Origin of the sequence: Evansella clarkii (assembly GCF_002019695.1) — a bacterium.
Taxonomy (GTDB): Bacteria; Bacillota; Bacilli; order Bacillales; family Salisediminibacteriaceae; genus Evansella; species Evansella clarkii.
In genome coordinates this window covers 5042062-5064490 of sequence record NZ_KV917376.1, presented here as the reverse complement: position 1 = coordinate 5064490, position 22429 = coordinate 5042062, and the positions used below count along the sequence as shown (strand labels likewise).

The window sequence follows — 22429 nt, the reverse complement described above, 5'->3', positions numbered from 1 at the left end:
CAATTAGAAAGTGTAATTAATAATATTTTAAACCTGTTTTTTATTTTTTTATAGAAGAATATTGTAATATTAATGGTTTTAGATTACAGCAGCTTTACAAACCTTATTATCAAATTATAATGGTTTAAAATAGTGTGTGTGTGGCAATACAATTAATGAATAGTTTTTCATTCGTAAGCTTAATTGGAAGCTAATAATGGAGGAGACAACATGAAAATTATAGAAGCCAGTGAAAATAAGGAGCACGCACAAAAATCAGTCTGGAAGCGGGAGCTGTGGAGCTGGGTAAAAACAATAGCTGTTGTCGTTTTGATTGTACTATTTGTAAGATCGTACTTATTTACAAATTATATAGTTTACGGGCAGTCAATGATGCCTACGATCCAGGACGGAGAACGGATAATCGTTAACAAGATCGGATACGACATAAACGGCGGTCCTGAGCGGTTCGACCTCGTAATCTTCCATGCAGATGAGGAGACAGATTATATAAAACGGATTATCGGGCTGCCAGGAGACCATATTGCATACGAAGATGATGTATTGTATGTAAATGGTGAGCCATATGAAGAACCTTTCCTTGACGGTTATAAAGAGGAATACGGAAAAGTACCGTTTACAGAAGATTTTACACTTGAGGAACTGACAAAGGAAGAGGTCGTTCCTGAAGGACAAGTCTTTGTACTGGGCGATAATAGAAGGAACAGCCTGGACAGCCGCCAAATTGGTTTTATAGATAAGGAAACCCTTGTTGGAAAAGCTAATTTATCGTATTGGCCGCCAGATAATTTCCGTGTTTTTCAATAGGTTTACAGGCAGTCCAGTTGAGAAAGTACCGCGTTATGCATAGCGGTGCTTTTTTTGCTGTGAAGGGAAGGGAATTAATAATACAGCCTGCCCGATGGGGAAAGTTTTTTATCATATGAGCGAGATCCTGAAAGCTTGTCCTGTCTATTATAGAGAATATGCCTGTTTAATTATCAGATTTTTTAGTCAACTTAAAGAATCTTTCGCATAGGATAGAGTAAGCTTCTATTTACAATTTACTATTATCCAGACGTACAGCGTCTCATCGAAAATAGTATATGCTTCTTTTGTAGAAATGTGAACAAAATTTTAAGGAGGGGAAAAAATGAAAGGCATTGCAGGTAAGAATTTCGTTGTCTCTCAGGAGAACTGGTCCCTCCACCGAAAAGGATACCAAGATCAGCAGCGTCACCAGGAAAAGGTTCAGGAAGCTATTAACAAGAACCTCCCAGACCTTGTCAGTGAAGAAAATATTATTATGTCCAATGGTCGTGACGTTATAAAAATTCCAATTCGCTCTCTCGATGAATACAAAATACGTTATAACTATGAAAAAAACAAACATGTTGGCCAGGGCTCTGGGGACAGTGAGATAGGTGATGTAGTTGCGCGGGATGGGACTCCTGAAAAAGGGGCCGGTAAAGGTGAAGGAGCAGGCAATCAGCCTGGCGAGGATTATTATGAAGCTGAGGTGTCACTGGCAGAACTGGAAAACATCTTGTTCCAGGAGCTGGAACTGCCAAATCTTAAGGAAAAAGAAGAAGATAATATTGTAATTGAAAGCATTGAATTTAATGATATCCGTAAAAAAGGCCTGATGGGAAATATTGATAAAAGGCGGACTATTTTAGAGGCAATTAAGCGTAATGCACTGAGCGGAAAACCGGGAGTGGCGCCGATTTACAACGATGATCTCAGATTTAAGACATGGGAGGAAAAAACAAAGCCTGAATCTAAGGCTGTTGTGCTCGCGATGATGGATACTTCCGGCTCTATGGGCCGGTGGGAAAAATTTATGGCGAGAAGCTATTTTTTCTGGATGACACGTTTCCTGAGGACAAAGTACGAAACAGTGGAAATTGAATTTATCGCTCACCATACAGAAGCTAAAGTTGTTTCAGAGGAAGATTTCTTTATGAAGGGAGAGAGTGGAGGTACAATCTGCTCTTCCGCATACAGGAAAGCCCTCGAACTCATTGACAGTAAATACCCGCCTTCGAGATATAATGTATATCCATTCCATTTTTCTGATGGGGATAATTTAACTTCGGATAATCAGCGGTGTCTTGCGCTGGTTAGAGAGCTTATGGATTTATCCAGCATGTTCGGTTACGGGGAAGTAAATCAGTATAACCGTCCTTCCACCTTAATGAGTGCGTATAAAAACATTAAAGATGAGCGCTTCAGACACTATATCCTTCGGGAAAAAGCTGATGTATACCGTTCCTTAAAATGGTTCTTTCGAAAAGAAGAAGAAACTCTCATTCATTAACATGTTCACGAAATTGTGCGGGGTCTGGCCCCGCACAATTTTCTTGTGTGGTGGAAAGAAACTCTCGAAGGGAGGGGCATGTTCAATAAGCTTTTAAGGTTGGTGGTGAGCGGCGCAATATGAGGAAATGTTACAAAATCCGGCAACTTGGGTAACCTCTCAGTGAAGGAGGTGATTCCTGGTGAACTGGCTTGTAATTGGTGCTTCAGTGCTTCTGGCAGTAGTTCATCTCACCGTAGGAAGGCTTCATTTCATTGAACATATTCCAAGAAGCCGATTTTTATCTATTGCAGGCGGTATTTCAGTAGCGTATGTTTTCCTGCACATTCTTCCTGAGCTGGAAGAACATCAGGAAACTGTGGCACAAGAGTTAACTGCAGGGATCTTCAACTACCTAGCCCATCATGTATACGTTACAGCATTACTAGGATTAATCATTTTTTATAGCATAGAAAAATATGTGAAAAAATCCCATAAAGCAAATAAAAAGGCTTCCGGCGAAAGTTCTCCGCACATAGAGGCTTTCTGGAACCATGTTGCATTGTTTTTCTTCTATAACGCCTTGATTGGCTACTTACTTGTTTACCAGTCTGAAGATGGATGGATAGGTATGTTGTTATTTGTCATTGTGATGGCTCTGCATTTTCTCGTGACTGACTTTGGCCTGAGATTTCATCATGAAGAGACTTATGACAAATACGGACGCTGGGTTCTCGCTGTAGCTATTATTATTGGAGCCGCTGCAGGAAGCTTTGCAATTATCCCGGAGGAAATTTTTGCTTTAGTATTTGCGTTCTTGTCAGGGGCCATCATTCTCAACGTATTAAAAGAAGAGCTGCCTGACGAAAGGGAAAGCAGTCTTGGCGCCTTTGTCTCCGGAGCGGCGGGTTATATCGTATTACTGCAGCTCCTGTTACTATAATTTTTTTAAAAAACAATGGTTTAGATAAATTGTGCGGGGTCTGGCCCCGTACTTTTTTTAATTTGAACCACAGCCATACTTTCCTCCTGTTTTTTTGTACATATACAGAAAGAGCAGCTGTTGCTGCGCATGAGGAGGAAGTACGGATGAGTTTCGAAAAGATGCAAGGACTAAAGGATGTAAGACAACAAGTAAGAAAACACCCTCACAAAAAGTACGGAAAACAGGACCTCAGCAGAATTCAGTATATAACACTGCATCATAGCGGTACATCTTCCGGAGATGCTTTCTCTTTTGCGGATTATCATGTCCGGCATCATGGCTGGCCGGGAATCGGTTATCACTTTGTTATTACAAGAAACGGGACTCTACAATGGACAAACAGCCTGGAGACAGTCAGTTATCATACTGGCGGACAAAACAGCGGAAACATAGGGGTATGCCTCACAGGAGTGGGAAGTTTTACTCTTAGCCAGATTGTATCCTTGGACAGGCTCCTCATTCTGTTAACCGGCCAATTTAAAATACCAGTAAGAAATGTACTTGGCCACAACGAACATCCAGGGCAGCACACAAGCTGCCCCGGCATGAATATGGCTGCTGTGAGAACGGGCCTTTATCAGCGGAACAGCAAATTAACTGCAAACAGAAAAAATGAACAAGCTTCCATTCTCCTGAAAGAAATGAATGGTATTTTTCGAAGAGGGATGAAGGGGGCAAAAATAAGGGATCTCCAAAACTTACTCGTCCTTGCAGGAGAGAGGCTTCCTGAATACGGGGCTGACGGTATTTACGGACAGGAAACAGAATCGGCAGTGAGAAGCTTTCAGAGAAAACATGGGCTTAATATCGACGGAATTGCCGGCCCGAAAACACTTACTATGCTTGCACGCATCATCGGGCAAACCCCCTCTTTTTAGCAGAATAATCTCTCTTTTCACAACTATTTCAAATATAATCCTTTATTATTCCTGAAATTGTGGTATAATAATACAGTTGTTCATCCGACTCTTAAGGAGAGATTTACAGAATGAAAATTCGTGAAGATATAAGAAATATTGCGATCATTGCACACGTAGACCATGGTAAGACTACTTTAGTAGATAAATTGCTGCATCAGTCAGGAACATTTCGCACAAATGAGCAGGTAGCAGAACGGGCGATGGATTCCAACGACCTTGAAAAAGAGCGTGGAATTACAATCCTTGCGAAGAATACTGCGATTAATTATGGAGAAAAGCGCATTAACATCATGGATACTCCTGGACACGCCGATTTTGGCGGAGAAGTTGAGCGTATCATGAAAATGGTTGATGGTGTACTTCTCGTTGTCGACGCTTATGAAGGCACAATGCCTCAGACAAGATTCGTACTGAAAAAAGCACTTGAGCAAAAGCTTACGCCGATTGTAGTTGTAAATAAAATTGACCGGGATTTTGCAAGACCGGAAGAAGTAGTCGACGAAGTCATCGACTTATTCATCGACCTTGGCGCAGAAGAAGATCAGCTGGATTTCCCTGTAGTATATGCATCTGCAATCAACGGAACTGCCAGTGTAGATCCTGAAAAGCAGGACGAAGATATGTCGGCACTTTTCGAATCTATCATTGAGAACATTCCGGCACCTGCAGATAACAGTGAAGAGCCGCTTCAGTTCCAGATCACCCTTCTGGACTATAATGACTACCTTGGAAGAATTGGTGTCGGCCGGGTATTCCGCGGCACTATCAAAGTAGGCCAGCAAGTAGCGTTGATGAAGCTCGACGGTTCCGTAAAGCAGTTCAGAGTTACGAAGCTGTTTGGATTCCTTGGCCTGAAAAGAATTGAAATCGATGAGGCAAAAGCAGGGGACATTATTGCTGTTTCCGGTATGGAAGAAATTAACGTAGGGGAAACAGTCTGCCCAACAGACAATCAGGATCCTCTTCCGATTTTAAGAATTGACGAGCCTACTCTGCAAATGACTTTCCTTGTTAACAACAGCCCGTTTGCCGGAAGAGAAGGGAAATATATTACGAGCAGAAAAATCGAGGAACGTCTTCGCACAGAACTGGAAACGGATGTTAGTTTAAAAGTAGAAAACACTTCATCTCCTGATGTTTGGACTGTATCAGGAAGAGGAGAGCTCCATCTTTCTATCCTTATTGAAAATATGAGACGAGAAGGATACGAGCTGCAGGTTTCCAAACCGGAAGTTATCGTTCGTGAAATTGACGGCGTGAGATGTGAACCTGTGGAACGTGTTCAGATTGATGTGCCGGAGGAATATACTGGTGCTGTCATGGAATCTCTTGGTGCGAGAAAAGGTGAAATGCTCAATATGACTAACCATGGGACAGGCCAGGTTCGCCTTGAATTTATGGTGCCTGCACGCGGGCTGATTGGTTATTCAACTGAATTCCTGACTCAAACGAGAGGGTACGGCATCATTAACCATTCCTTTGACAGCTATCAGCCAATGGCAGAAGGCCAGGTTGGCGGCAGAAGACAAGGTGTAATGGTATCTATGGAAAATGGAAAAGCAACACAATACGGTATCATGCAGGTTGAAGACCGTGGAACAATTTTTGTAGAACCAGGAACAGAAATATACTCCGGAATGATCGTAGGGGAGCATACCCGGGAAAATGATATTACTGTCAATATTACTAAGCTTAAGCAGATGACTAATATGCGTTCTGCTACGAAAGAACAGACAGTAACGATGAAAAAACCGAGGATAATGACTTTGGAAGAAGCTCTGGAATATCTGAATGAAGATGAGTATTGCGAAGTGACTCCTGAGTCTATCCGTCTCCGTAAGAAGATTCTTGATAAAAATGAACGGGAAAGACTTCTTAAGAAGAAAAAATACGCAAACCAGTAACAAGCAGTAAAAAAGAGGCGTGAGATAAAAAATCTCATTAAAAAAAGGTTCCAATCATAAATTGATTGGAACCTTTTTTGTGCAAAAGAAAAGATACTGAACGGAGCATTGCACTTTCTTAACTGTTTTTGTATCCTATTTTTCCGCGGTTTTTCTGTTGAAAAGTCCGAGAATGTAGCTTACAGACCTGTAAACGGAGAATAATAATAAACATGTAATTAAGGATCCGGACATATATCCTGCTGAAAAGAATGCGGGTCTGAACCATTCTTCATTTCTTCCTACGAGGATACCAACAATAATAGAAACAACAAATATGGAAAACACAATTACATACTCAATTTTCTGTTCTCTGCTAAGGTTCTTCAATTTGAACATTTATTAATTCCTCCTGTCCTGAATAAACGTTCCTGTTATTAATTATAAGCTGTAGCACATGCCCTTGCAATTACATCGTTCAGAACGAAACATTCTGGTTATTTCATATATTCTGAGTTCCTGATTGACCACTAATATTTTTAGGAACTATTATTATATTATATGAGTATCCCTATTGCTCAGAATTATCAATATTACTTTAAATAAAGTGTGCTGATGAGCTCTGCCAGGGATTTAATATTAATACAGAGGAGTGATTCGTTTGAAGGAAAACCTGCCATTAGTTGCCACGTTTTCAATTATAGGATACGACCCTGTAACAAAAGAAACAGGAATAGCAGTCCAGTCAAAATTTTTAAGTGTTGGGGCGGTTGTGCCCTGGGCTGAAGCAGGAGTTGGAGCAGTGGCAACCCAGTCATTCGCGAATACAAGCTTCGGGCCAAGAGGTCTGACTTACCTTAAGGAAGGCAAGCCACCTGAGGAAGTTATTGAACTTCTCGTTGAAAATGATGAGGATAAGGACCTCCGCCAGTTTGCTGTAATGGATGCCGATGGAATGACTGCTGCCTTTACTGGGGATGCTTGCTATGACTGGGCAGGTCACACTCAAGGTACATATTGTTCCGCGCAGGGGAATATTCTTGTTAGCGAAGAAACCGTTCAGTCTATGGTTTCAGCATTTGAGAATACAGAAGGATCATTAGCTGAACGTCTCCTCGAGGCACTTGACCAGGGACAGCAGGCAGGAGGAGATTCAAGAGGGAAACAGTCAGCTGCTCTGTTTATCGTGCAGGAAGAAGGTGGATACGGGGGGTATAATGACAGGAAGTACGATCTCCGGGTAGATGACCACCTGGAGCCGATTAAAGAACTGAAAAGACTATACCACCTCCATCAGCTGTATTTCAGCAGGGCTCAGGAAAGTGAATTACTTGAGATGGAAGGAGAAGTTCTCCGGGATGTACAGGATTGTCTTATAAATGAAGGGCTCCTTGAGAAAAAACATGACAGCTATAATAATACAGTGAAAGAAAGCGTGAAGACATACTATATGCAGGAAAATTTTGAAGAGCGGTGGCGTGAGGATGACAAGATGGATCCGTATGTGCTCCAGTTTATGAAAAGTAAACAGAGGGGCAGCTAAGTACTGTAAAATGACGCAGTATTTTCAGAGTAACGGATTACTCAGAGGACAAACAAAACCACTCGTAAGCAAAAACATGCGATTTCAACTCAGGAATCGCATGTTTTTTGTGTTATATCAGTGAACATGGTTCTAAAGAAAAACAACGAGATTCTCATTAAGCAAGCCCCTGCAGATCTCCAGAAAGATCTGCAAGTATATGAGATTTCAAGGAACCTTTGCAGAAGTTCCTGGTTAATAAGCCTCACTGTCCGGCGAGTTTTTAACTTACGGCTAATTTAGTGTTCCTCTGGGCCTTTTATGTACACTCTGTTAAGAGTGATTGACTAACAGTTCTCCTTTATGGTTATATATGTTGAGTATATTTTTACGTCAGGCTTTAGTTTTTAGATCGGTGGCGGCTTTTGCAAGTTTGTTTCTGACATTAAAATTAAGGGAAATAATACATGAGGAACGCTATGGCAGGAAAGGAAGACGGAAGTTACCAGACAGGTAAACATCCGGACAGGGGGTATGAAATGTGAAACAGCTGAACATTTATCTTAGTATATTTGCCTTATTAGTATTATTATCGGCATGCACTCCTGAAAATGACCTGAATGAAGCAAATGCTGAACGGTCTCCGGTAATATCTGAAACAGAGGCGGGGGATTTTACGGTAAGGCTCGTTTCTGAGCGTGGCTACTATAAACAGGACGAACAAATAAGAATTGGGGCACAAATAAAGTATACCGGGGATGAGGAAGAAATACATATAACTCATGCTGACTCCCCATTTATATTTGAAATTCGCGAAGTTACCAGGGGAATCGATATCCCTGCCGGTGCAGAAAATGATTCCGGAGAAACAACTCTTATTCGGGAAACATGGCATAGAGAAACATACAGTAAAAGCATGGCAAACAATTTTGAGGAAAACGAATTTTTAACAGAATTTTATTCTCATGACGGATTCCCCAGCGGAGAATATGAAATAGAGCTTAACACTGAATTTTATACTGCTGACGAAGAAAGACAGCGGCATCATTATTATACTAGTATTATGATACAGGTGGAATAAGTGGTTGGAAAGGGGTAAGGAATGAGAACGTTCACATCGTTTCCAGAAAATCTGATTAGAGCAAAGTTTATTGAGAGACCGAACCGTTTCATAGTCAAATGCCATATTGAGGAATCAAATGAACTCGCTGAAGCACATCTTCCAGACCCTGGAAGGTTACTTGAGCTTCTGGTTCCTGATACGGTTATTTATCTTAGCAAATCGGATGACCCAAAAAGAAAAACGAAATATTCGGCTGTTATTATTGAACGGGAGGATGGGGCTGGATTTGTTTCGGTAAACACAATCATGCCTAATAAACTTGCGGAACTGGCAGTAAAGAATCGTGTACTTGACAGTCTTAAAGACTGGAACTATATACGCTCCGAATTCACCAAAGGAAAGTCACGATGGGATATGCTCCTTTCTTCAAACGACGGGCGGCAAATGGCGGTGGAGGTAAAAGGGGTCAGCCTGGCGGAAGAAGGGAAAGGCTTATTCCCTGATGCTGTTACCAAGCGGGGGGCAAAGCATGTACGGGAACTTGCTGAAATAACCTTGGAAGATAACTGGGAGAGTGCCCTCATTTTTGTTACACAAAGAAGCGATATTGCTTCTGTATCACCAGCTGAGCATATAGATCCTGAGTTTGCCGCAGCACTTTCAGAAGCTGACAAAGCGGGTGTACATCTTTTGGGGCTGCGAAGTGAAGTTACTCTTCGAGGTATGGAAATTGTTGAAGAAATACCTGTCAGTTCAAAATCCGATCAGTGATTTTAACCGAAATTGATATTAATAAAGGAAAAGGCCTTGTTTTAACAGAAATAGTTAATAACTTTCCTATGGCCAGATCCATCAGGGGCAAGGTGGCTGCATAGATACATAAAAGGCTGGGCTTCCAATGCAAAGAGAATTAATTTATGTACATATAGCTGTTCTGTTATTCGGGTTATCAGGTTTGTTTGCAAACTGGATTCCACTTCCAGCTCCTGCAATAGTATTAGGGAGGGTCTTTTTTGCTGCGTTTTTTCTGTATCTTATCCTCCTTCTTCTGAAGAAAAAAATTCTGCTGCCGTCATTAAAGGGGTATGTTCCTTTTCTGTTATTAGGGGCGGTGCTTGCTGTCCACTGGGGCAGTTTTTTTCATGCTATTCAGCTTTCCTCTGTTGCTGTAGGCCTTGTAACATTCGCTACCTTTCCTGTTTTCGCCAGTTTTCTTGAACCGATTTTTCTTAAAGAAAAATTTATTGGGAAAAGTGTAGTTTTTGCTGCGATCACTTTTACAGGTGTTCTGTTTATTGTTCCTGATTTTGATCTTACAAACGAATATACACAAGGGGCAGTCTGGGGGCTTGTTTCAGCTGTAACCTTTGCTGTTTTATCCATATTAAACCGGGCTTTTGTGAAAAACCATTCCAGCCTTGTGATCGGCTTTTACCAGAACTTTTTTGCCTTCTTTTGTCTCGTGCCATTCCTGCCCTTGTTAATGCAGCAGATTTCTCTATATAATCTCTCTATGCTCCTGCTGTTAGGCGTTTTATTTACAGGGATCGCCCATGTTGTTTTTATCCAGGGGCTGACGAAATTAAATGTAAGAACCGCGAGCATTATTGCATCCCTGGAACCAGTTTATGGTATTGCGGCGGCTTCCGTCATTTTTTTCGAAGTTCCTGTGCTGCGGGAGTGGATCGGGATATTTTTAATTTTGAGCACTGCCATGATCGTTTCCATTCATAAGGTTACTTCAGAAAGTACCGAATAAGAAAATCCCATGCTGTATTAAGACAGACTTTTCCCTCCATATATATAAGCAATATATTTTACAAGCTTAATGCTGGAGGGTGATTGTATTGTTCATGCGAATAAACAGACTTCCTGTTAGTCTTCCTGCCCCAAAAATACCTGATCCTGACGGAGCCTCAGTAATTCAGGAGCTGCTCGGCGGTCAATATGGCGAGATGTCCCTCTTACACAACTACCTATTCCAGTCATTCAATTTTCGCAATAAACAGAAGTTCAGGCCTTTTTATGATTTAGTCGCGAGTATGGCAGCTGAGGAACTTGGCCATGCAGAGCTGGTATCTAATGCGATTAATCTTATGCTTGCAGGTTCTACCTTCCCGGGAGATCCTGATGTGACTCCGATGAAGGAGGGAAAGGATAAACGGAACACCCGGCACTTTATTGCAGCTGGACAGACAGCGATGCCAGTTGACTCCATGGGGAAAGCCTGGAATGGGGATAATGTTTCCAGCAGCGGTAACCTTGTTCTTGATTTCCTTCATAACTTTTATCATGAATGGGGAGCGAGGATCCACAAAATGCGAATCTATGAAATGACCGATCATCCTACTGCACGGGAAATGATCGGCTATCTCCTCGTTCGATCTGAAGTCCATATACTGGCATTCAGCAAAGCCCTTGAAATAATGACGGGAGCGGAATTAAGTAAAGTATTGCCTGTTCCGGAACTTGATACTAATAAGTTTACTGCAGCTGTAAAATATGAAGCTGAGGATGAACACAGGAAGCTTTATACTTACAGTTCACAGAATTATACGGAACTGGCGAAGATCTGGAAAGGGGGGCACCCGCGGGACGGCAGCGAGCTGGAAGTTATTCAGGGAACACCAGAAGGGGAGCCGGTACCGGATCTGGATGAAATACCTGAAGCATTTGCCCCTGGAATATCCCATGAAAATTTCCGGGAAATCGCAATGCGACTTATCCTTTCATCAAAAATATAATTTCTCTTGTTCTTGTATTCTTCTTGTTAATTAAATAAGTAATCCGTACAATGAAATAATCAGCACTTTCAGAAAAAATAAAACTTGAGACGTACCAGGTGATACTAATGTGGATGAATGAAGCAGTTGTATGGATTCTAGTAATTTTTATGTTTATTGGGGCGATTGATAAAATAACAGGAAATAAACGAGGGTATGGAAAAGCTTTTGAAGATGGATTTATGGCAATGGGACCTCTGGCTCTGTCAATGATAGGGATCATTACTATTTCGCCTGTTCTTGCAGAATTTCTCAGACCGGCAGTGACACCTCTTTTTACGGCTATTGGGTCAGATCCGGCTATGTTTGCAGGTATACTTCTTGCAATTGATATGGGAGGGTATCCCCTTGCGATGGAGCTTGGCGAAACAGAAATGGCAGGACTTTTCGCAGGAATTATAATTTCCACATTAATTGGCCCGGTGTTCGTTTTTACTATTCCGGTAGCGCTTAGTTTAATACAAAAAAAGGACGAAGCAATTTTTGCCAGAGGTATTCTGATCGGTTTAACTACGGTGCCTCTCGGGGCTTTTGCAGGTGGTCTTATTGCAGGTTTCCCAGCCTCCTTCCTGATGTTTCAGCTGATTCCTGTAGTTTTATTTTCTGCGTTTATAATCGGGGGTCTAGTAACGACCCCGGGATTAATGATTAAAGGGTTTGTTCTGTTTGGAAAAGGAATTGTAGTGTTAATTACGATTTCTCTGGCATTCAGTATTATTGAAACATTGACAGGATTCTCAGTAATTCCTGGAATGCTTCCTTTAACGGAAGGTGTCTATATAGTAGGGATAATCGCTATTACTCTCGCAGGGGCTTTTCCATTAGTGCATTTCTTAAAGAAGGTGCTGTCAAGTGTGTTGACTCCACTGGGAAACAGATTAAATATGAATGAGAATGCTCTTATTGGTCTCGTCTCATCTCTTGCTCACAGTATACCAATGTTTAAAATGCTTCATACGATGGATGAAAAGGGAAAGCTGGTTAATATAGCTTTTGCAGTGAGCGGAGCTTTTGTTCTTGGGGGGCATCTTGGTTTTACAGCGTCGGTGGAAGCGGAAATGCTTATACCAATGATTGCGGGAAAGATCATTGCAGGGGTGGCAGCCGCCGGAGCAGCTGCTTTCTATGCAGGCAGTAAGCTAAAGAAAACTAGCTGATTGGCGATGCCAGATGCGTAGTTGCACTTATACTTTAGCCTTAAAAATTTTCACTGCGTCGAATCAACTTCATCGCAAAAATTTTATGCTTTCTTAAAGTGTAAAAAAGTTATGAGCCTCCCGGAGGGAGGCTCATAACTTTTTTCTGAAGGAAATATTATACATTTTCAGTTTCTGTTATTAACTGTTCCATTTCTTTTTCAGCAAGAGCTTTCGACGTTTCATTACCTGTTATCTCAAAAATAGTAATCGATTTTCTTAAGTATTCAATTGACATATGAGACCTTCCAAGGAGGCGGGAGGAGTATGAGTACTGGTAATAAAACTCCCCAAGTAAATAAAATGACCTGGATTCTTTGCACAGAGAGATTCCTTCCTGGCATACCTCTGCGGCTTCCTGGATTTTATCTGCGTTGTTAAGGGTAAGTGCCATGTTATACAGAAGCCTGATCTGTATTTGATAATTATTGATCCGGGTAAGTTTCTGGTAGCCTGAGCGGCACTTTTCATAACAGGAGAAGGCCTCATCAAACATGCCTCTTTCCCCGTATATATTCCCGAGTGATATGAATATTTGAAGCTGGGTTTCCGTAGGATGAATATCAGGCTCATATATTTTCAGCGCATTCTCGAGGATGCTTACGGCTTTATGGAAGTTGTTGTTTACATAGAACTCAACTAAGCCCTCATGCCACTGAAAAAATTGCCGGTAGAGCGGTTTTCTTATCAAAGGGTTCTGTCTTTCTGCATCGAGAATAATGGCCGCTTCGTTGTAATTTTTATCTTCAATAAATTTTCTGAGGAGAGAAAATGTATCTTCGATATAATTAAGCCTGGATGTTTTCCTGACTTCATAAAAGAAGTTTAAATCGACCCCAAGCCTTTCGGATATACGAAACAGAGTGTCTGCGCTCGGCACTGTAATATTACGTTCAATCCGGCTTATTTCTGCCTGAGTACATATGCCCTCAGCCAAATCTGCCTGTGAAATTCCGTCAGTCTTCCGAAGCAGCCTGATCATTTCCCCGGCCTGTATACGTTCGTCCATAATGTTTCCTCCTGAAATTTACCTATGTTTCCATAGTACCACAAAAGAGAAATCAGAATAGAAAAAAACTCCGTAAAATCGGAGTTTTTGTCAATTTTTAATATCTTCTCGGTTTATCTGGTTTATTCTCAGTGAGAGAAAAGGATATATCATTACTCTTCCACAGGCTTCCGTTTCTGGAGACGGTTATTTTTATTAAGCCATGAAGAATTTTCCCTGGCGGATGCAGCTGGATCCTGCTCATTAATATTCTGGGCGGCCGATGATGAAGTAATTTCAAGCTTTATTTTTTCAGCTTTACTCTTATGTTTCTCCATTTTCTTTTCGTGCCGTGAGGTTCCGTAATAATATAATTTTATATGGTGCCAGTTATACATAAAATTATGATAACGGAGCCACAGCTTAGGATTTTTGACCATCTTTGACCTCCTCCATACGGCTTGTGGTTAACTTAATATTTCCATACCCTTTCTGAATCATTACGAAACTGTTTCAAAGATGACAGTAACATTCTGGCATTAATGGGAAGGGTCCACCTTAAGAAAATAGTATGATGCATCCCAGGTTCCATGACTGTATTTCAGCTTTTTATTACTGTAATACTGAGAAAGGTAAATATGTTATTAAAAATATCATAATTTTGATTAAAAAATAGTTTCTTCCTAACACATTTAATGATATATTATATTCGATTCTAGAATTGTGGTCAGATTAATAGCATGCTCAATTAGTTGTCAGACATCGTACGAGTTCAGCTGTTATTTTGTAAACGTTTTAGATGAATTATTATGTCCTAATGTGTCATAATAATGGCAGTACTGCCAGCTGTTTGTTGCGTCTGGTTAAAATTTCAGGACGGAATGTGCAGAGGCAAAAAGATACTATATAACAAGGGGGATTTGTATTATGAAGAAAAGATTTATGACGCTTCTGACCAGTGTATTGGCAGCAGGAACGCTGCTGGCTGCGTGTGGTGAGGGTGACAACAACGAAGGCGACACAACACCTGTCGGCGGCAACAATAACAACGACAATAATAATAACGGGGAAGAAGTAACTCAGGAAGAAACCGGGGACTTCTCTGCAAGAATGGTTACGGACGTTGGCGGCGTGGATGACAGATCTTTTAACGAATCAGCGTGGGACGGGCTTCAGGAGTTTGGAGCGGACTTCGATGTAGAAGTTGACTATATTCAGTCTTCAGATGCCTCTGACTATGCACCTAACTTAAATCGTTTAGCACGTGACAACACTTCAATCTCTTTTGCAATCGGTTTCCTAATGGAAGATGATATTCGTGATGTAGCTCAGCGCCATGAAGATATGAACTTTGCAATTGTTGATACAGTAGTAACTGACGACGATGGAAACACACTTTCTAACCTGGCAAACATTACATTCGCTGAACATGAAGGTTCATTCCTTGTAGGGGTTGTTGCAGGCCTTCAGACTGAAAGCGACCATGTTGCATTTATCGGGGGAGTAGAAAGCCCGCTTATTAAAAAGTTCGAAAATGGTTTTAAAGCAGGAGTTCTTTCTGTAAACCCTGATGCTGAAATCAGTATCCAGTATGCTCAGGATTTCAACGATGCTTCCCGCGGCCAGCAAATTGCTGACACAATGTATGGTAACGGCGCGGATGTAATCTACCATGCAGCTGGAGGAACTGGTAACGGAGTTTTCACAGAAGCAATTGACCGTGCACGTAACGGCGAAAATGTGTGGGTAATTGGTGTGGACCAGGATCAGCATGCACAAGGGCAGTGGGATGACGGCAACGTAACACTCACTTCTATGGTGAAGCGTGTGGACCAGGCTGTATACCAGGTGTCTGAAATGACATTAGAAGGCAACTTCCCGGGCGGAGAGATCCTTGAATTCGGACTTGAAGATCAAGGTGTCGGCATCGCGGAAACTACTGACAATGTAGAGCAGGAAAGCCTCGACGCTGTAGAAGATTATAAACAGCAAATTTTAGATGGTGATATCGACGTTCCACAGACAGACGAAGAGTTTGAGGAGTTCGAAGCATCACTTTAATTGAAACAAGATGGTTCCTTTAAATATGACATCCGCAAAGGCTAGTGATTCACTAGCCTTTGTTGGTGAGTTTGTTAGGAGTGTTCACATTGGAATACGTAATCGAGATGAATAATATTCGTAAAGAGTTTCCCGGTATCGTTGCCAATGACAATATTACGTTACAAGTCAAACAAGGCGAAATTCATGCCTTACTAGGAGAAAATGGAGCTGGGAAATCAACATTAATGAACGTCTTGTTCGGTTTGTACCAACCCGAAAAAGGTGAGATCAAGGTTAAAGGAGAAAAGGTTGAGATCACAGACCCTAATGTAGCTAATGATCTTGGTATCGGCATGGTGCATCAGCACTTTATGCTGATTGAGAAATTTACAGTAACTGAAAATATTATACTTGGCAGTGAACCATTAAAAGGAACATCTATTGACATACGTAAAGCAGAAAAAGAAGTTCAGGAAATTTCTGACCGGTACGGATTGCGGGTAGATCCTAAAGCGAAAATTGAAGATATATCCGTGGGGATGCAGCAGCGTGTAGAGATACTGAAAACTTTATACCGTGGAGCAGAAATTTTAATTTTTGATGAACCCACAGCAGCCCTTACCCCTCAGGAAATCAAAGAACTTATTAATATTATGAAAAGTCTTATAAAAGAAGGTAAGTCGATTATTTTAATTACACATAAATTGAAAGAAATTATGGCTGTATGTGACCGCTGTACAGTAATCCGCAGAGGAAAAGGTATCGGCACTGTAAATGTTGCTGATACAAATGAAAGCAAGCTTGCAGCTATGATGGTCGGACGGGAAGTAAGCTTTGAAGTAGAAAAAACGGAAGCTGATCCAGGGGAAATTGTCCTTTCAATTAAAGATCTTGAAGTTCAGGACACCAGAGGGGTTAAAGCTCTGAATAAGCTGAACCTTGATGTCAAAGCCGGTGAAGTGGTTGGTGTAGCCGGGGTTGAAGGAAATGGCCAGACAGAACTGATTGAAGCAATAACGGGGCTTCGTGATTCATCCGGAGGCACAATTACCCTGAGCGGTACAGACATTACGAAATTCAAACCGAGAAAAGTAACTGAGTCAGGTATCGGGCATATTCCTCAGGACCGTCATAAACACGGGCTTGTGCTTGATTTTACGATCGGTGAAAATATACTGCTTCAGACGTATTACCAGGATCCATATTCCCGGTCCGGTGTTTTAAACTACCAGAAGATGTACGATAAAGCACGGCAGTTAATAGAAGAGTATGATGTCCGTACGCCAAACGAAAGAACTCCGGCAAGAGCGCTGTCAGGAGGAAACCAGCAAAAAGCTATTATAGCCCGTGAAGTAGACCGTTCTCCGGATTTTCTTGTAGCTGCTCAGCCGACGCGGGGGCTGGATGTGGGAGCTATTGAGTTTATTCACAGAAAGCTTATAGAAGAGAGGGATAAAGGACGTGGTGTTCTACTCGTCTCCCTTGAATTAGATGAAGTTTTAAACGTCAGTGACCGTATCGCAGTTATCTATGAAGGAGAAATTGTGGCCATTGTTAATGCCAAAGAAACGAATGAGCAAGAGCTTGGTTTATTAATGGCTGGCGGTACGAGGGAAGCAGGTGAAAAGCATGAGTGATAATCAGAAAAAGACAAAACAGGTTCTCACTGGTCTGGCAATCCCTTTGATTGCTATTGCATTTGGCTTTCTGGCAGGTGCTGTCATCATGCTGCTAAGCGGTAATAATCCAATTACAGGTTACACAGCTCTGATTCAGGGAGTTATTGGTGACAGGTATTATTTTGGTGAGACATTGCAGAGAATGACTCCTCTCATCTTTTCCGGTCTTGCAGTAGCTTTCGCTTTTCGGACCGGACTATTAAATATAGGGGTAGAGGGACAGCTGATTGTAGGCTGGCTTGCTGCAGTTTATGTGGGGGTGGCCATGGACGCTCCTATGATTGTTCACCTCCCTCTCGCAATCCTGGCAGGTGCAATTGCCGGAGGACTCTGGGGCTTTGTTCCAGGTATTTTGAAAGCAAGGTTCCAGGTGCACGAAGTAATTGTAACTATAATGATGAACTATGTTGCACTGCATGTAAGCAACAGCATCATCCGTACCTATCTTCTTGCTTCAGGGCAGCGGACTGATTTTATTAACAGCAGTGCTTCTCTTGAGTCTGATTTTTTATCTTCATTAACGGATTTTTCAAGGCTGCATTGGGGATTTTTTATCGCTATTGCAGCAGCAATTTTCATGTGGTTCTATCTCTGGAAAACCTCTAAGGGATTTGAACTTCGGGCAGTAGGATATAATAAGCATGCATCTTCCTATGCCGGAATGAATGTTAATACTAATATTGTTTTATCGATGGTTATATCAGGAGCTTTCGCAGGAATCGGCGGGGCTATGGTCGGTCTTGGCACTTACCAGTATGCAAACATCCTTCCGTCCTTTACTAATCTTGGTTTCGATGGAATAGCCGTTGCACTGCTCGGTGCAAGCACTTCTATCGGGATTATACTCTCTGCCTTCCTGTTTGGCGGGTTAAAAGAGGGTGCCAGTAACATGCAGGCGGCAGCCGGAGTAGCTCCGGAACTGGTTGAGATTATTATCGCCTTAATTATCTTCTTTGTAGCTTCAAGTTATTTGATCCGCTGGATAATGACGAGACTGCAGAACAATAAGGAGGGGAAATAAATGGACATATTATCGATTTTATATACCATTGTTCCAGCCGCATTGATTGCAGCTACTCCCCTTCTGTTTACTGCTTTAGGAGGTCTTTTCAGTGAACGGGCCGGAATAGTAAACATTGGCCTGGAAGGTTTAATGGTAATAGGAGCGTTCAGCGGGATCCTTGCTACGTTATGGTTTGAGACGCTTGGAATGGGGGCTGCCTCTCCATGGCTGGCTTTACTTGTTGCTATGGTAGTAGGTGCTGTGTTCTCTTTATTCCATGCTGTTGCATCAATAACATTACGTGCTGACCAGATTGTAAGTGGTGTTGCTTTGAACTTTTTAGCAGTCGGGTTATCTGTATTCCTCGTAAGGGAGATTTTCGAGCGGGGCCAGACAGACTACATCTCTGCCCGTATATTCAGAATAAACGTTCCTTTCTTAAGTGACATACCTGTCCTGGGACCTATGTTTTTCAGCAGAATATACGTGACAACATACATCGCTTTTATTCTTGCGGTTATTGTCTGGTATGTAGTATTTAAAACGCCGTTCGGCCTTCGCCTCCGTTCTGTTGGTGAACACCCTATGGCGGCTGATACAATGGGAATTAAAGTAAACAGAATGCGGTATATCGCTGTAATGCTGAGTGGAGCTTTCGGTGGTATTGGGGGAGCTGTCTTCGCAATTACTACTGCCGGAAACTTTGCCGGAAACACAATTGTCGGACAAGGGTTCATGGCACTCGCTGCGTTGATCTTTGGTAAATGGCATCCATTCGGTGTTATGGGAGCTGCGTTGTTCTTTGGTCTGGCACAGGCATTAAGTATATCCGCCCAGCAGATTCCGGCATTAGCACAAATACCTCAGGTATATATGTTAATACTTCCTTATGTTCTTACAATCCTGGCGCTTGCAGGCTTTGTTGGAAAAGCGGAAGGACCAAAAGCAATCGGTAAACCGTACGAAAAAGGCAGCCGGTAAATAAAATTTCATGAGCACTCCTGCAGCAGCGGGAGTGCTTTACTATATTATTAACTTGTTCTTTACCGCTGCTATCTGGACAAATCTCAGACGATCGAGAATGATTTGCCCCGCCACAAAGGTTGGCTGGACTAATTTGTCTGGGCGGAATAACATTTGTCCAGAAAAAAGAAGTTGCTGGACAAATCAATGTAAAAACTCTAAGATTTGTCCAGATAAAGAGGAAACATTATGAATTTAAACTAGATAAAGGGGAATTCCCTGGACCATAAGTAATTCATGTTGCATTTCCGTCTCCGGCATATTAAATTAAAACTTGTACGAAAATAACGAGATATGAACGAGTGAAAGGGTGATCCGTATTGTCTCCTTTAGATATGTCAAAGTTTGAAAAAAAGGTCATCATTCGTAATATACGTGAAGATGATATAGATAAAATTATTGAATTGTCTAAATTAAGTTTTCCTAAGATGGATCCCTGGAAAAGAAGCCAGCTGATGAGCCATATTGAAGTTTTTCCGGAGGGGCAGTTTTGTGTAGAAGTAGAGGGTGAAATTATCGGTTCGTGCTCCAGCCTGATTATTAACTTTGAAGAGTATGACGACCAGCATACGTGGGATGAGATAACAGATGAAGGATATATAACAAACCATGATCCTGAAGGATATAATCTGTATGGTATTGAGGTAGCAGTACACCCTGAATACAGGAGAATGAAAATCGGGCGACGCCTGTATGAAGCAAGAAAAGATCTTGCCCGCAGACTTAACCTTAAAAGCATTATAATCGGTGGAAGGATACCTAATTATAATAAGCATGCCGATAAGCTCACACCGAGAGAATATGTTGAGGAAGTTACTCTCCATAATATATTCGACCCGGTTCTTACCTTTCAGATCATGAATGGCTTTACCCTGAAGCGGGTTAATAAAAATTATCTGGATGATGATAAAGCATCTATGAAGTATGCCACATTGATGGAATGGAATAATGTTGATTTCCAGCCAAGGTCGAAGCGTGTCTTTAAAACTTCCTTTCCGGTTCGTATCTGTGCCATACAGTATATGATGAAGAAGATTGATTCCTTTGAGGAATTTGCTCAGCAATGTGAATATTACGCAGACGTAGGGGCGAGCTACCAGTCTGATTTTGTAGTGTTTCCGGAAATTTTCACTACCCAGCTATTATCCTTTATTGAGGAGAAGAGCCCGAGCCAGGCGATCAGAAAGCTGACTGAATTTACAGAGGATTATATTAATCTCTTCACGGAGCTGGCAATTAAATACAATGTTAATATTATCGGCGGGTCTCACTTTGTGGAAGAAGAAGGAAAGATATTTAATATCGCTTATTTATTCCGCAGAGACGGTACGATAGAAAAACAGTATAAAATTCATATCACCCCTAATGAAAGAAAGTTCTGGGGGATCCACGGGGGCGATAAAGTAGAAGTATTTGATACTGACTGCGGAAAGATCGCCATCCAGATATGTTACGACATTGAGTTCCCGGAGCTTGGGAGAATCGCAACGGAAAAAGGGGCTAACATTATTTTTACCCCGTTCTGTACGGATGACCGTCAGGGATATTTGCGTGTCAGATACTGTTCCCAGGCCCGCGCAGTGGAAAATCAGGTTTATACAATGATTACAGGGACGGTTGGGAACCTTACTCATGTAGAAAACATGGACATCCAGTATGCACAGTCGGGGATTTTTACCCCTTCAGATTTCACTTTTCCAAGGGACGGAATCGAAGGAGAATGCGCTCCTAATATCGAGACGGTAGTAATCGGGGATGTAGACCTGGAAATTCTCCGAAGGCATCGTAAAAACGGGAATGTTACCCAGTGGAGGGACAGGAGAAAAGATCTTTATAAAATCAACTACGACTGCTAAAAGTGCGGGGCCAGACCCCGCACAATTTTTTTTAATTTCTGTTTATGGCAAAATCATAATGTCTACCCTGTTAATGAAGGGGTGGATAATATTGACTGAGAAAAAGGTAGTCAGTAAAGAAAAGGTTTTCCATTTACTAATGCTGGGAATGTTCTTTAAAATATTATTTACAGGCTATTTGCTAATTAATTTAACTGCTGAGAGGCATGACACCCAGCCAGAAATTCCTGGCACGGATGATATCTCTTTTCATTTTGCACCGAAACAATACCCTGTTTTAAATGAAGTGCCAGCTGTGCTTCATATTATCATTTTAGACAGCCGGGGTAACTGGATAGATAACGCAGAGGTTAATGCCAGCCTCAGATACCAGGACAAAGAATTGAGCCTGGATTTTTATCATGTGGAAGATGGTCTTTATGAATCGAGGGCTATTTTTTCTTCTCACGGGGACTGGACTGGTGAGGCGTTCATATACCTGAACAAGGAGCATCGAACCTTTCCGCTGAAAATCAGCGTTCTGTAGTCAAAAGAGCTAAACAGGATGTAAATAAAAATCAGCAGCTGTTTTGAGCTGCCATGATCTGCAGGAGAAGAGAGGAAGTTAAAGGCGGCAGAGCTGTCAACAGAAAGTCAGGAGGGGACTGAGGTTGTTGTTTAATAACTCAAATATACTGCCAGCTGTAAGAGACTTAAAGGATTTAGACAAGGTAATAAAGTATGACCATGAGTTTGTCGTACTGCTTAATTCCCATATAGGCCAGCTAAAAAGCATTATAAAAATGCTTCACGAAAATAATAAAAAAGTCCTCCTTCATGCAGATTTAGTCCAGGGACTTAAAAGTGATGAATACGGAGCTCAGTTTTTATGCAGATATATAAGACCTGACGGACTGGTGTCCACAAGGAAAAGCGTCCTTCTTACAGCTAAAAAAAATAAACTGATCACTGTTCAGAGGGTTTTTCTCCTTGATTCCATTGCTCTGGAATCAAGTTATAATATGATGGAAGCAATTCAGCCTGATTGCATTGAAGTCTTACCTGGGGTTATCCCTCATATTATTCAGGAGATTCATGAAAACTCCAACAAGCCGGTTATTGCCGGAGGGCTTATCCGGACGAAAGAAGAAGCGATAGCTGCTATTAATGCAGGGGCTGCTGCGGTAACCACGTCAAAATCGGAATTGTGGGATTTAAAGTAAAATAA

Annotated in this window: 21 protein-coding genes; 18 read left to right on the top strand and 3 right to left on the bottom strand. The window is 41.7% G+C overall.

Annotation, left to right across the window (positions count from 1 at the left end; all coding sequences use genetic code 11):
• Positions 1-210: 210 nt before the first annotated feature.
• The 5 genes from lepB (at position 211) to typA (ending at position 6087) form a co-directional block, all read left to right on the top strand.
• Complete coding sequence (lepB, locus tag BK582_RS24050; protein ID WP_078597461.1) at positions 211-807, top strand: signal peptidase I; 597 nt, start codon at positions 211-213, stop codon at positions 805-807.
• A 325-nt stretch (positions 808-1132) separates the two neighbouring features.
• Positions 1133-2299: a sporulation protein YhbH gene (yhbH, locus tag BK582_RS24045; protein WP_078597460.1), complete on the top strand. Its 1167-nt coding sequence runs from the start codon at positions 1133-1135 to the stop codon at positions 2297-2299.
• Between the two features lie 181 nt (positions 2300-2480).
• Entirely contained in the window at positions 2481-3221 is a 741-nt protein-coding gene (locus BK582_RS24040) for a hypothetical protein (RefSeq protein WP_078597459.1), read from the top strand.
• A 146-nt stretch (positions 3222-3367) separates the two neighbouring features.
• A complete protein-coding gene (locus BK582_RS24035; RefSeq protein WP_078597458.1) occupies positions 3368-4141 on the top strand; it encodes a peptidoglycan recognition protein family protein in 774 nt (257 codons plus the stop codon).
• Between the two features lie 110 nt (positions 4142-4251).
• A complete protein-coding gene (gene typA, locus BK582_RS24030; RefSeq protein WP_078597457.1) occupies positions 4252-6087 on the top strand; it encodes a translational GTPase TypA in 1836 nt (611 codons plus the stop codon).
• 135 nt (positions 6088-6222) lie between these two features.
• Here typA and BK582_RS24025 read toward each other — a convergent pair whose 3' ends face one another.
• The gene (locus BK582_RS24025) at positions 6223-6465 is read right to left on the bottom strand and encodes a hypothetical protein (protein WP_078597456.1); all 243 of its coding nucleotides are present in this window, start codon (positions 6463-6465) and stop codon (positions 6223-6225) included.
• A 262-nt stretch (positions 6466-6727) separates the two neighbouring features.
• Between BK582_RS24025 and BK582_RS24020 the strand changes: the two genes are divergently transcribed.
• The 6 genes from BK582_RS24020 to eutH all read left to right on the top strand — a co-directional run bounded on the left by BK582_RS24020 (position 6728) and on the right by eutH (position 12591).
• Entirely contained in the window at positions 6728-7609 is an 882-nt protein-coding gene (locus BK582_RS24020) for a DUF1028 domain-containing protein (protein ID WP_078597455.1), read from the top strand.
• 520 nt (positions 7610-8129) lie between these two features.
• Entirely contained in the window at positions 8130-8669 is a 540-nt protein-coding gene (locus BK582_RS24015; protein ID WP_078597454.1) for a hypothetical protein, read from the top strand.
• Between the two features lie 21 nt (positions 8670-8690).
• Entirely contained in the window at positions 8691-9422 is a 732-nt protein-coding gene (gene sfsA / locus BK582_RS24010) for a DNA/RNA nuclease SfsA (RefSeq protein WP_078597453.1), read from the top strand.
• Between the two features lie 127 nt (positions 9423-9549).
• Complete coding sequence (locus tag BK582_RS24005; RefSeq protein WP_078597452.1) at positions 9550-10410, top strand: DMT family transporter; 861 nt, start codon at positions 9550-9552, stop codon at positions 10408-10410.
• Between the two features lie 88 nt (positions 10411-10498).
• A complete protein-coding gene (locus BK582_RS24000; protein WP_078597451.1) occupies positions 10499-11395 on the top strand; it encodes a manganese catalase family protein in 897 nt (298 codons plus the stop codon).
• 107 nt (positions 11396-11502) lie between these two features.
• Complete coding sequence (gene eutH / locus BK582_RS23995; RefSeq protein ID WP_078597450.1) at positions 11503-12591, top strand: ethanolamine utilization protein EutH; 1089 nt, start codon at positions 11503-11505, stop codon at positions 12589-12591.
• A gap of 157 nt (positions 12592-12748) precedes the next feature.
• On the opposite strand, the gene BK582_RS23990 is transcribed toward eutH, so the two are convergent.
• Positions 12749-13639 (bottom strand): helix-turn-helix domain-containing protein, encoded by an 891-nt coding sequence (locus BK582_RS23990; RefSeq protein ID WP_078597449.1) that lies wholly within the window; start codon positions 13637-13639, stop codon positions 12749-12751.
• A gap of 152 nt (positions 13640-13791) precedes the next feature.
• Positions 13792-14058 carry a hypothetical protein gene (locus tag BK582_RS23985; protein ID WP_078597448.1) on the bottom strand — a complete coding sequence of 89 codons (267 nt, stop codon included), beginning with the start codon at positions 14056-14058 and terminating at the stop codon, positions 13792-13794.
• 487 nt (positions 14059-14545) lie between these two features.
• Between BK582_RS23985 and BK582_RS23980 the strand changes: the two genes are divergently transcribed.
• The 7 genes from BK582_RS23980 to BK582_RS23950 all read left to right on the top strand — a co-directional run bounded on the left by BK582_RS23980 (position 14546) and on the right by BK582_RS23950 (position 22424).
• Positions 14546-15679: a BMP family lipoprotein gene (locus BK582_RS23980; protein WP_078597447.1), complete on the top strand. Its 1134-nt coding sequence runs from the start codon at positions 14546-14548 to the stop codon at positions 15677-15679.
• An 89-nt stretch (positions 15680-15768) separates the two neighbouring features.
• The gene (locus BK582_RS23975; RefSeq protein WP_078597446.1) at positions 15769-17298 is read left to right on the top strand and encodes an ABC transporter ATP-binding protein; all 1530 of its coding nucleotides are present in this window, start codon (positions 15769-15771) and stop codon (positions 17296-17298) included.
• Positions 17291-18361 carry an ABC transporter permease gene (locus BK582_RS23970; RefSeq protein ID WP_078597445.1) on the top strand — a complete coding sequence of 357 codons (1071 nt, stop codon included), beginning with the start codon at positions 17291-17293 and terminating at the stop codon, positions 18359-18361. Before BK582_RS23975 ends, BK582_RS23970 begins: the two co-directional genes overlap by 8 nt.
• Positions 18362-19324, top strand: a complete 963-nt coding sequence (locus tag BK582_RS23965; protein ID WP_078597444.1) for an ABC transporter permease — start codon at positions 18362-18364, stop codon at positions 19322-19324.
• A 377-nt stretch (positions 19325-19701) separates the two neighbouring features.
• Positions 19702-21222, top strand: coding sequence for a GNAT family N-acetyltransferase (locus tag BK582_RS23960; RefSeq protein WP_078598275.1), 1521 nt, complete (start codon positions 19702-19704; stop codon positions 21220-21222).
• 91 nt (positions 21223-21313) lie between these two features.
• Complete coding sequence (locus BK582_RS23955) at positions 21314-21748, top strand: hypothetical protein (protein WP_078597443.1); 435 nt, start codon at positions 21314-21316, stop codon at positions 21746-21748.
• Positions 21749-21872: 124 nt separating this feature from the next.
• Positions 21873-22424 (top strand): glycerol-3-phosphate responsive antiterminator, encoded by a 552-nt coding sequence (locus tag BK582_RS23950; RefSeq protein WP_078597442.1) that lies wholly within the window; start codon positions 21873-21875, stop codon positions 22422-22424.
• Positions 22425-22429: the final 5 nt, after the last annotated feature.

What these genes read in the sequence shown, in the direction of transcription:
- lepB (WP_078597461.1), top strand. Translation starts at nt 211, where the DNA reads ATGAAAATTATAGAAGCCAGTGAAAATAAGGAGCACGCACAAAAATCA.
- yhbH (WP_078597460.1), top strand. Translation starts at nt 1,133, where the DNA reads ATGAAAGGCATTGCAGGTAAGAATTTCGTTGTCTCTCAGGAGAACTGG.
- BK582_RS24035 (WP_078597458.1), top strand. Translation starts at nt 3,368, where the DNA reads ATGAGTTTCGAAAAGATGCAAGGACTAAAGGATGTAAGACAACAAGTA.
- typA (WP_078597457.1), top strand. Translation starts at nt 4,252, where the DNA reads ATGAAAATTCGTGAAGATATAAGAAATATTGCGATCATTGCACACGTA.
- BK582_RS24025 (WP_078597456.1), bottom strand. Translation starts at nt 6,465, where the DNA reads ATGTTCAAATTGAAGAACCTTAGCAGAGAACAGAAAATTGAGTATGTA.
- sfsA (WP_078597453.1), top strand. Translation starts at nt 8,691, where the DNA reads ATGAGAACGTTCACATCGTTTCCAGAAAATCTGATTAGAGCAAAGTTT.
- BK582_RS24005 (WP_078597452.1), top strand. Translation starts at nt 9,550, where the DNA reads ATGCAAAGAGAATTAATTTATGTACATATAGCTGTTCTGTTATTCGGG.
- eutH (WP_078597450.1), top strand. Translation starts at nt 11,503, where the DNA reads ATGTGGATGAATGAAGCAGTTGTATGGATTCTAGTAATTTTTATGTTT.
- BK582_RS23990 (WP_078597449.1), bottom strand. Translation starts at nt 13,639, where the DNA reads ATGGACGAACGTATACAGGCCGGGGAAATGATCAGGCTGCTTCGGAAG.
- BK582_RS23985 (WP_078597448.1), bottom strand. Translation starts at nt 14,058, where the DNA reads ATGGTCAAAAATCCTAAGCTGTGGCTCCGTTATCATAATTTTATGTAT.
- BK582_RS23980 (WP_078597447.1), top strand. Translation starts at nt 14,546, where the DNA reads ATGAAGAAAAGATTTATGACGCTTCTGACCAGTGTATTGGCAGCAGGA.
- BK582_RS23970 (WP_078597445.1), top strand. Translation starts at nt 17,291, where the DNA reads ATGAGTGATAATCAGAAAAAGACAAAACAGGTTCTCACTGGTCTGGCA.
- BK582_RS23965 (WP_078597444.1), top strand. Translation starts at nt 18,362, where the DNA reads ATGGACATATTATCGATTTTATATACCATTGTTCCAGCCGCATTGATT.
- BK582_RS23960 (WP_078598275.1), top strand. Translation starts at nt 19,702, where the DNA reads ATGTCAAAGTTTGAAAAAAAGGTCATCATTCGTAATATACGTGAAGAT.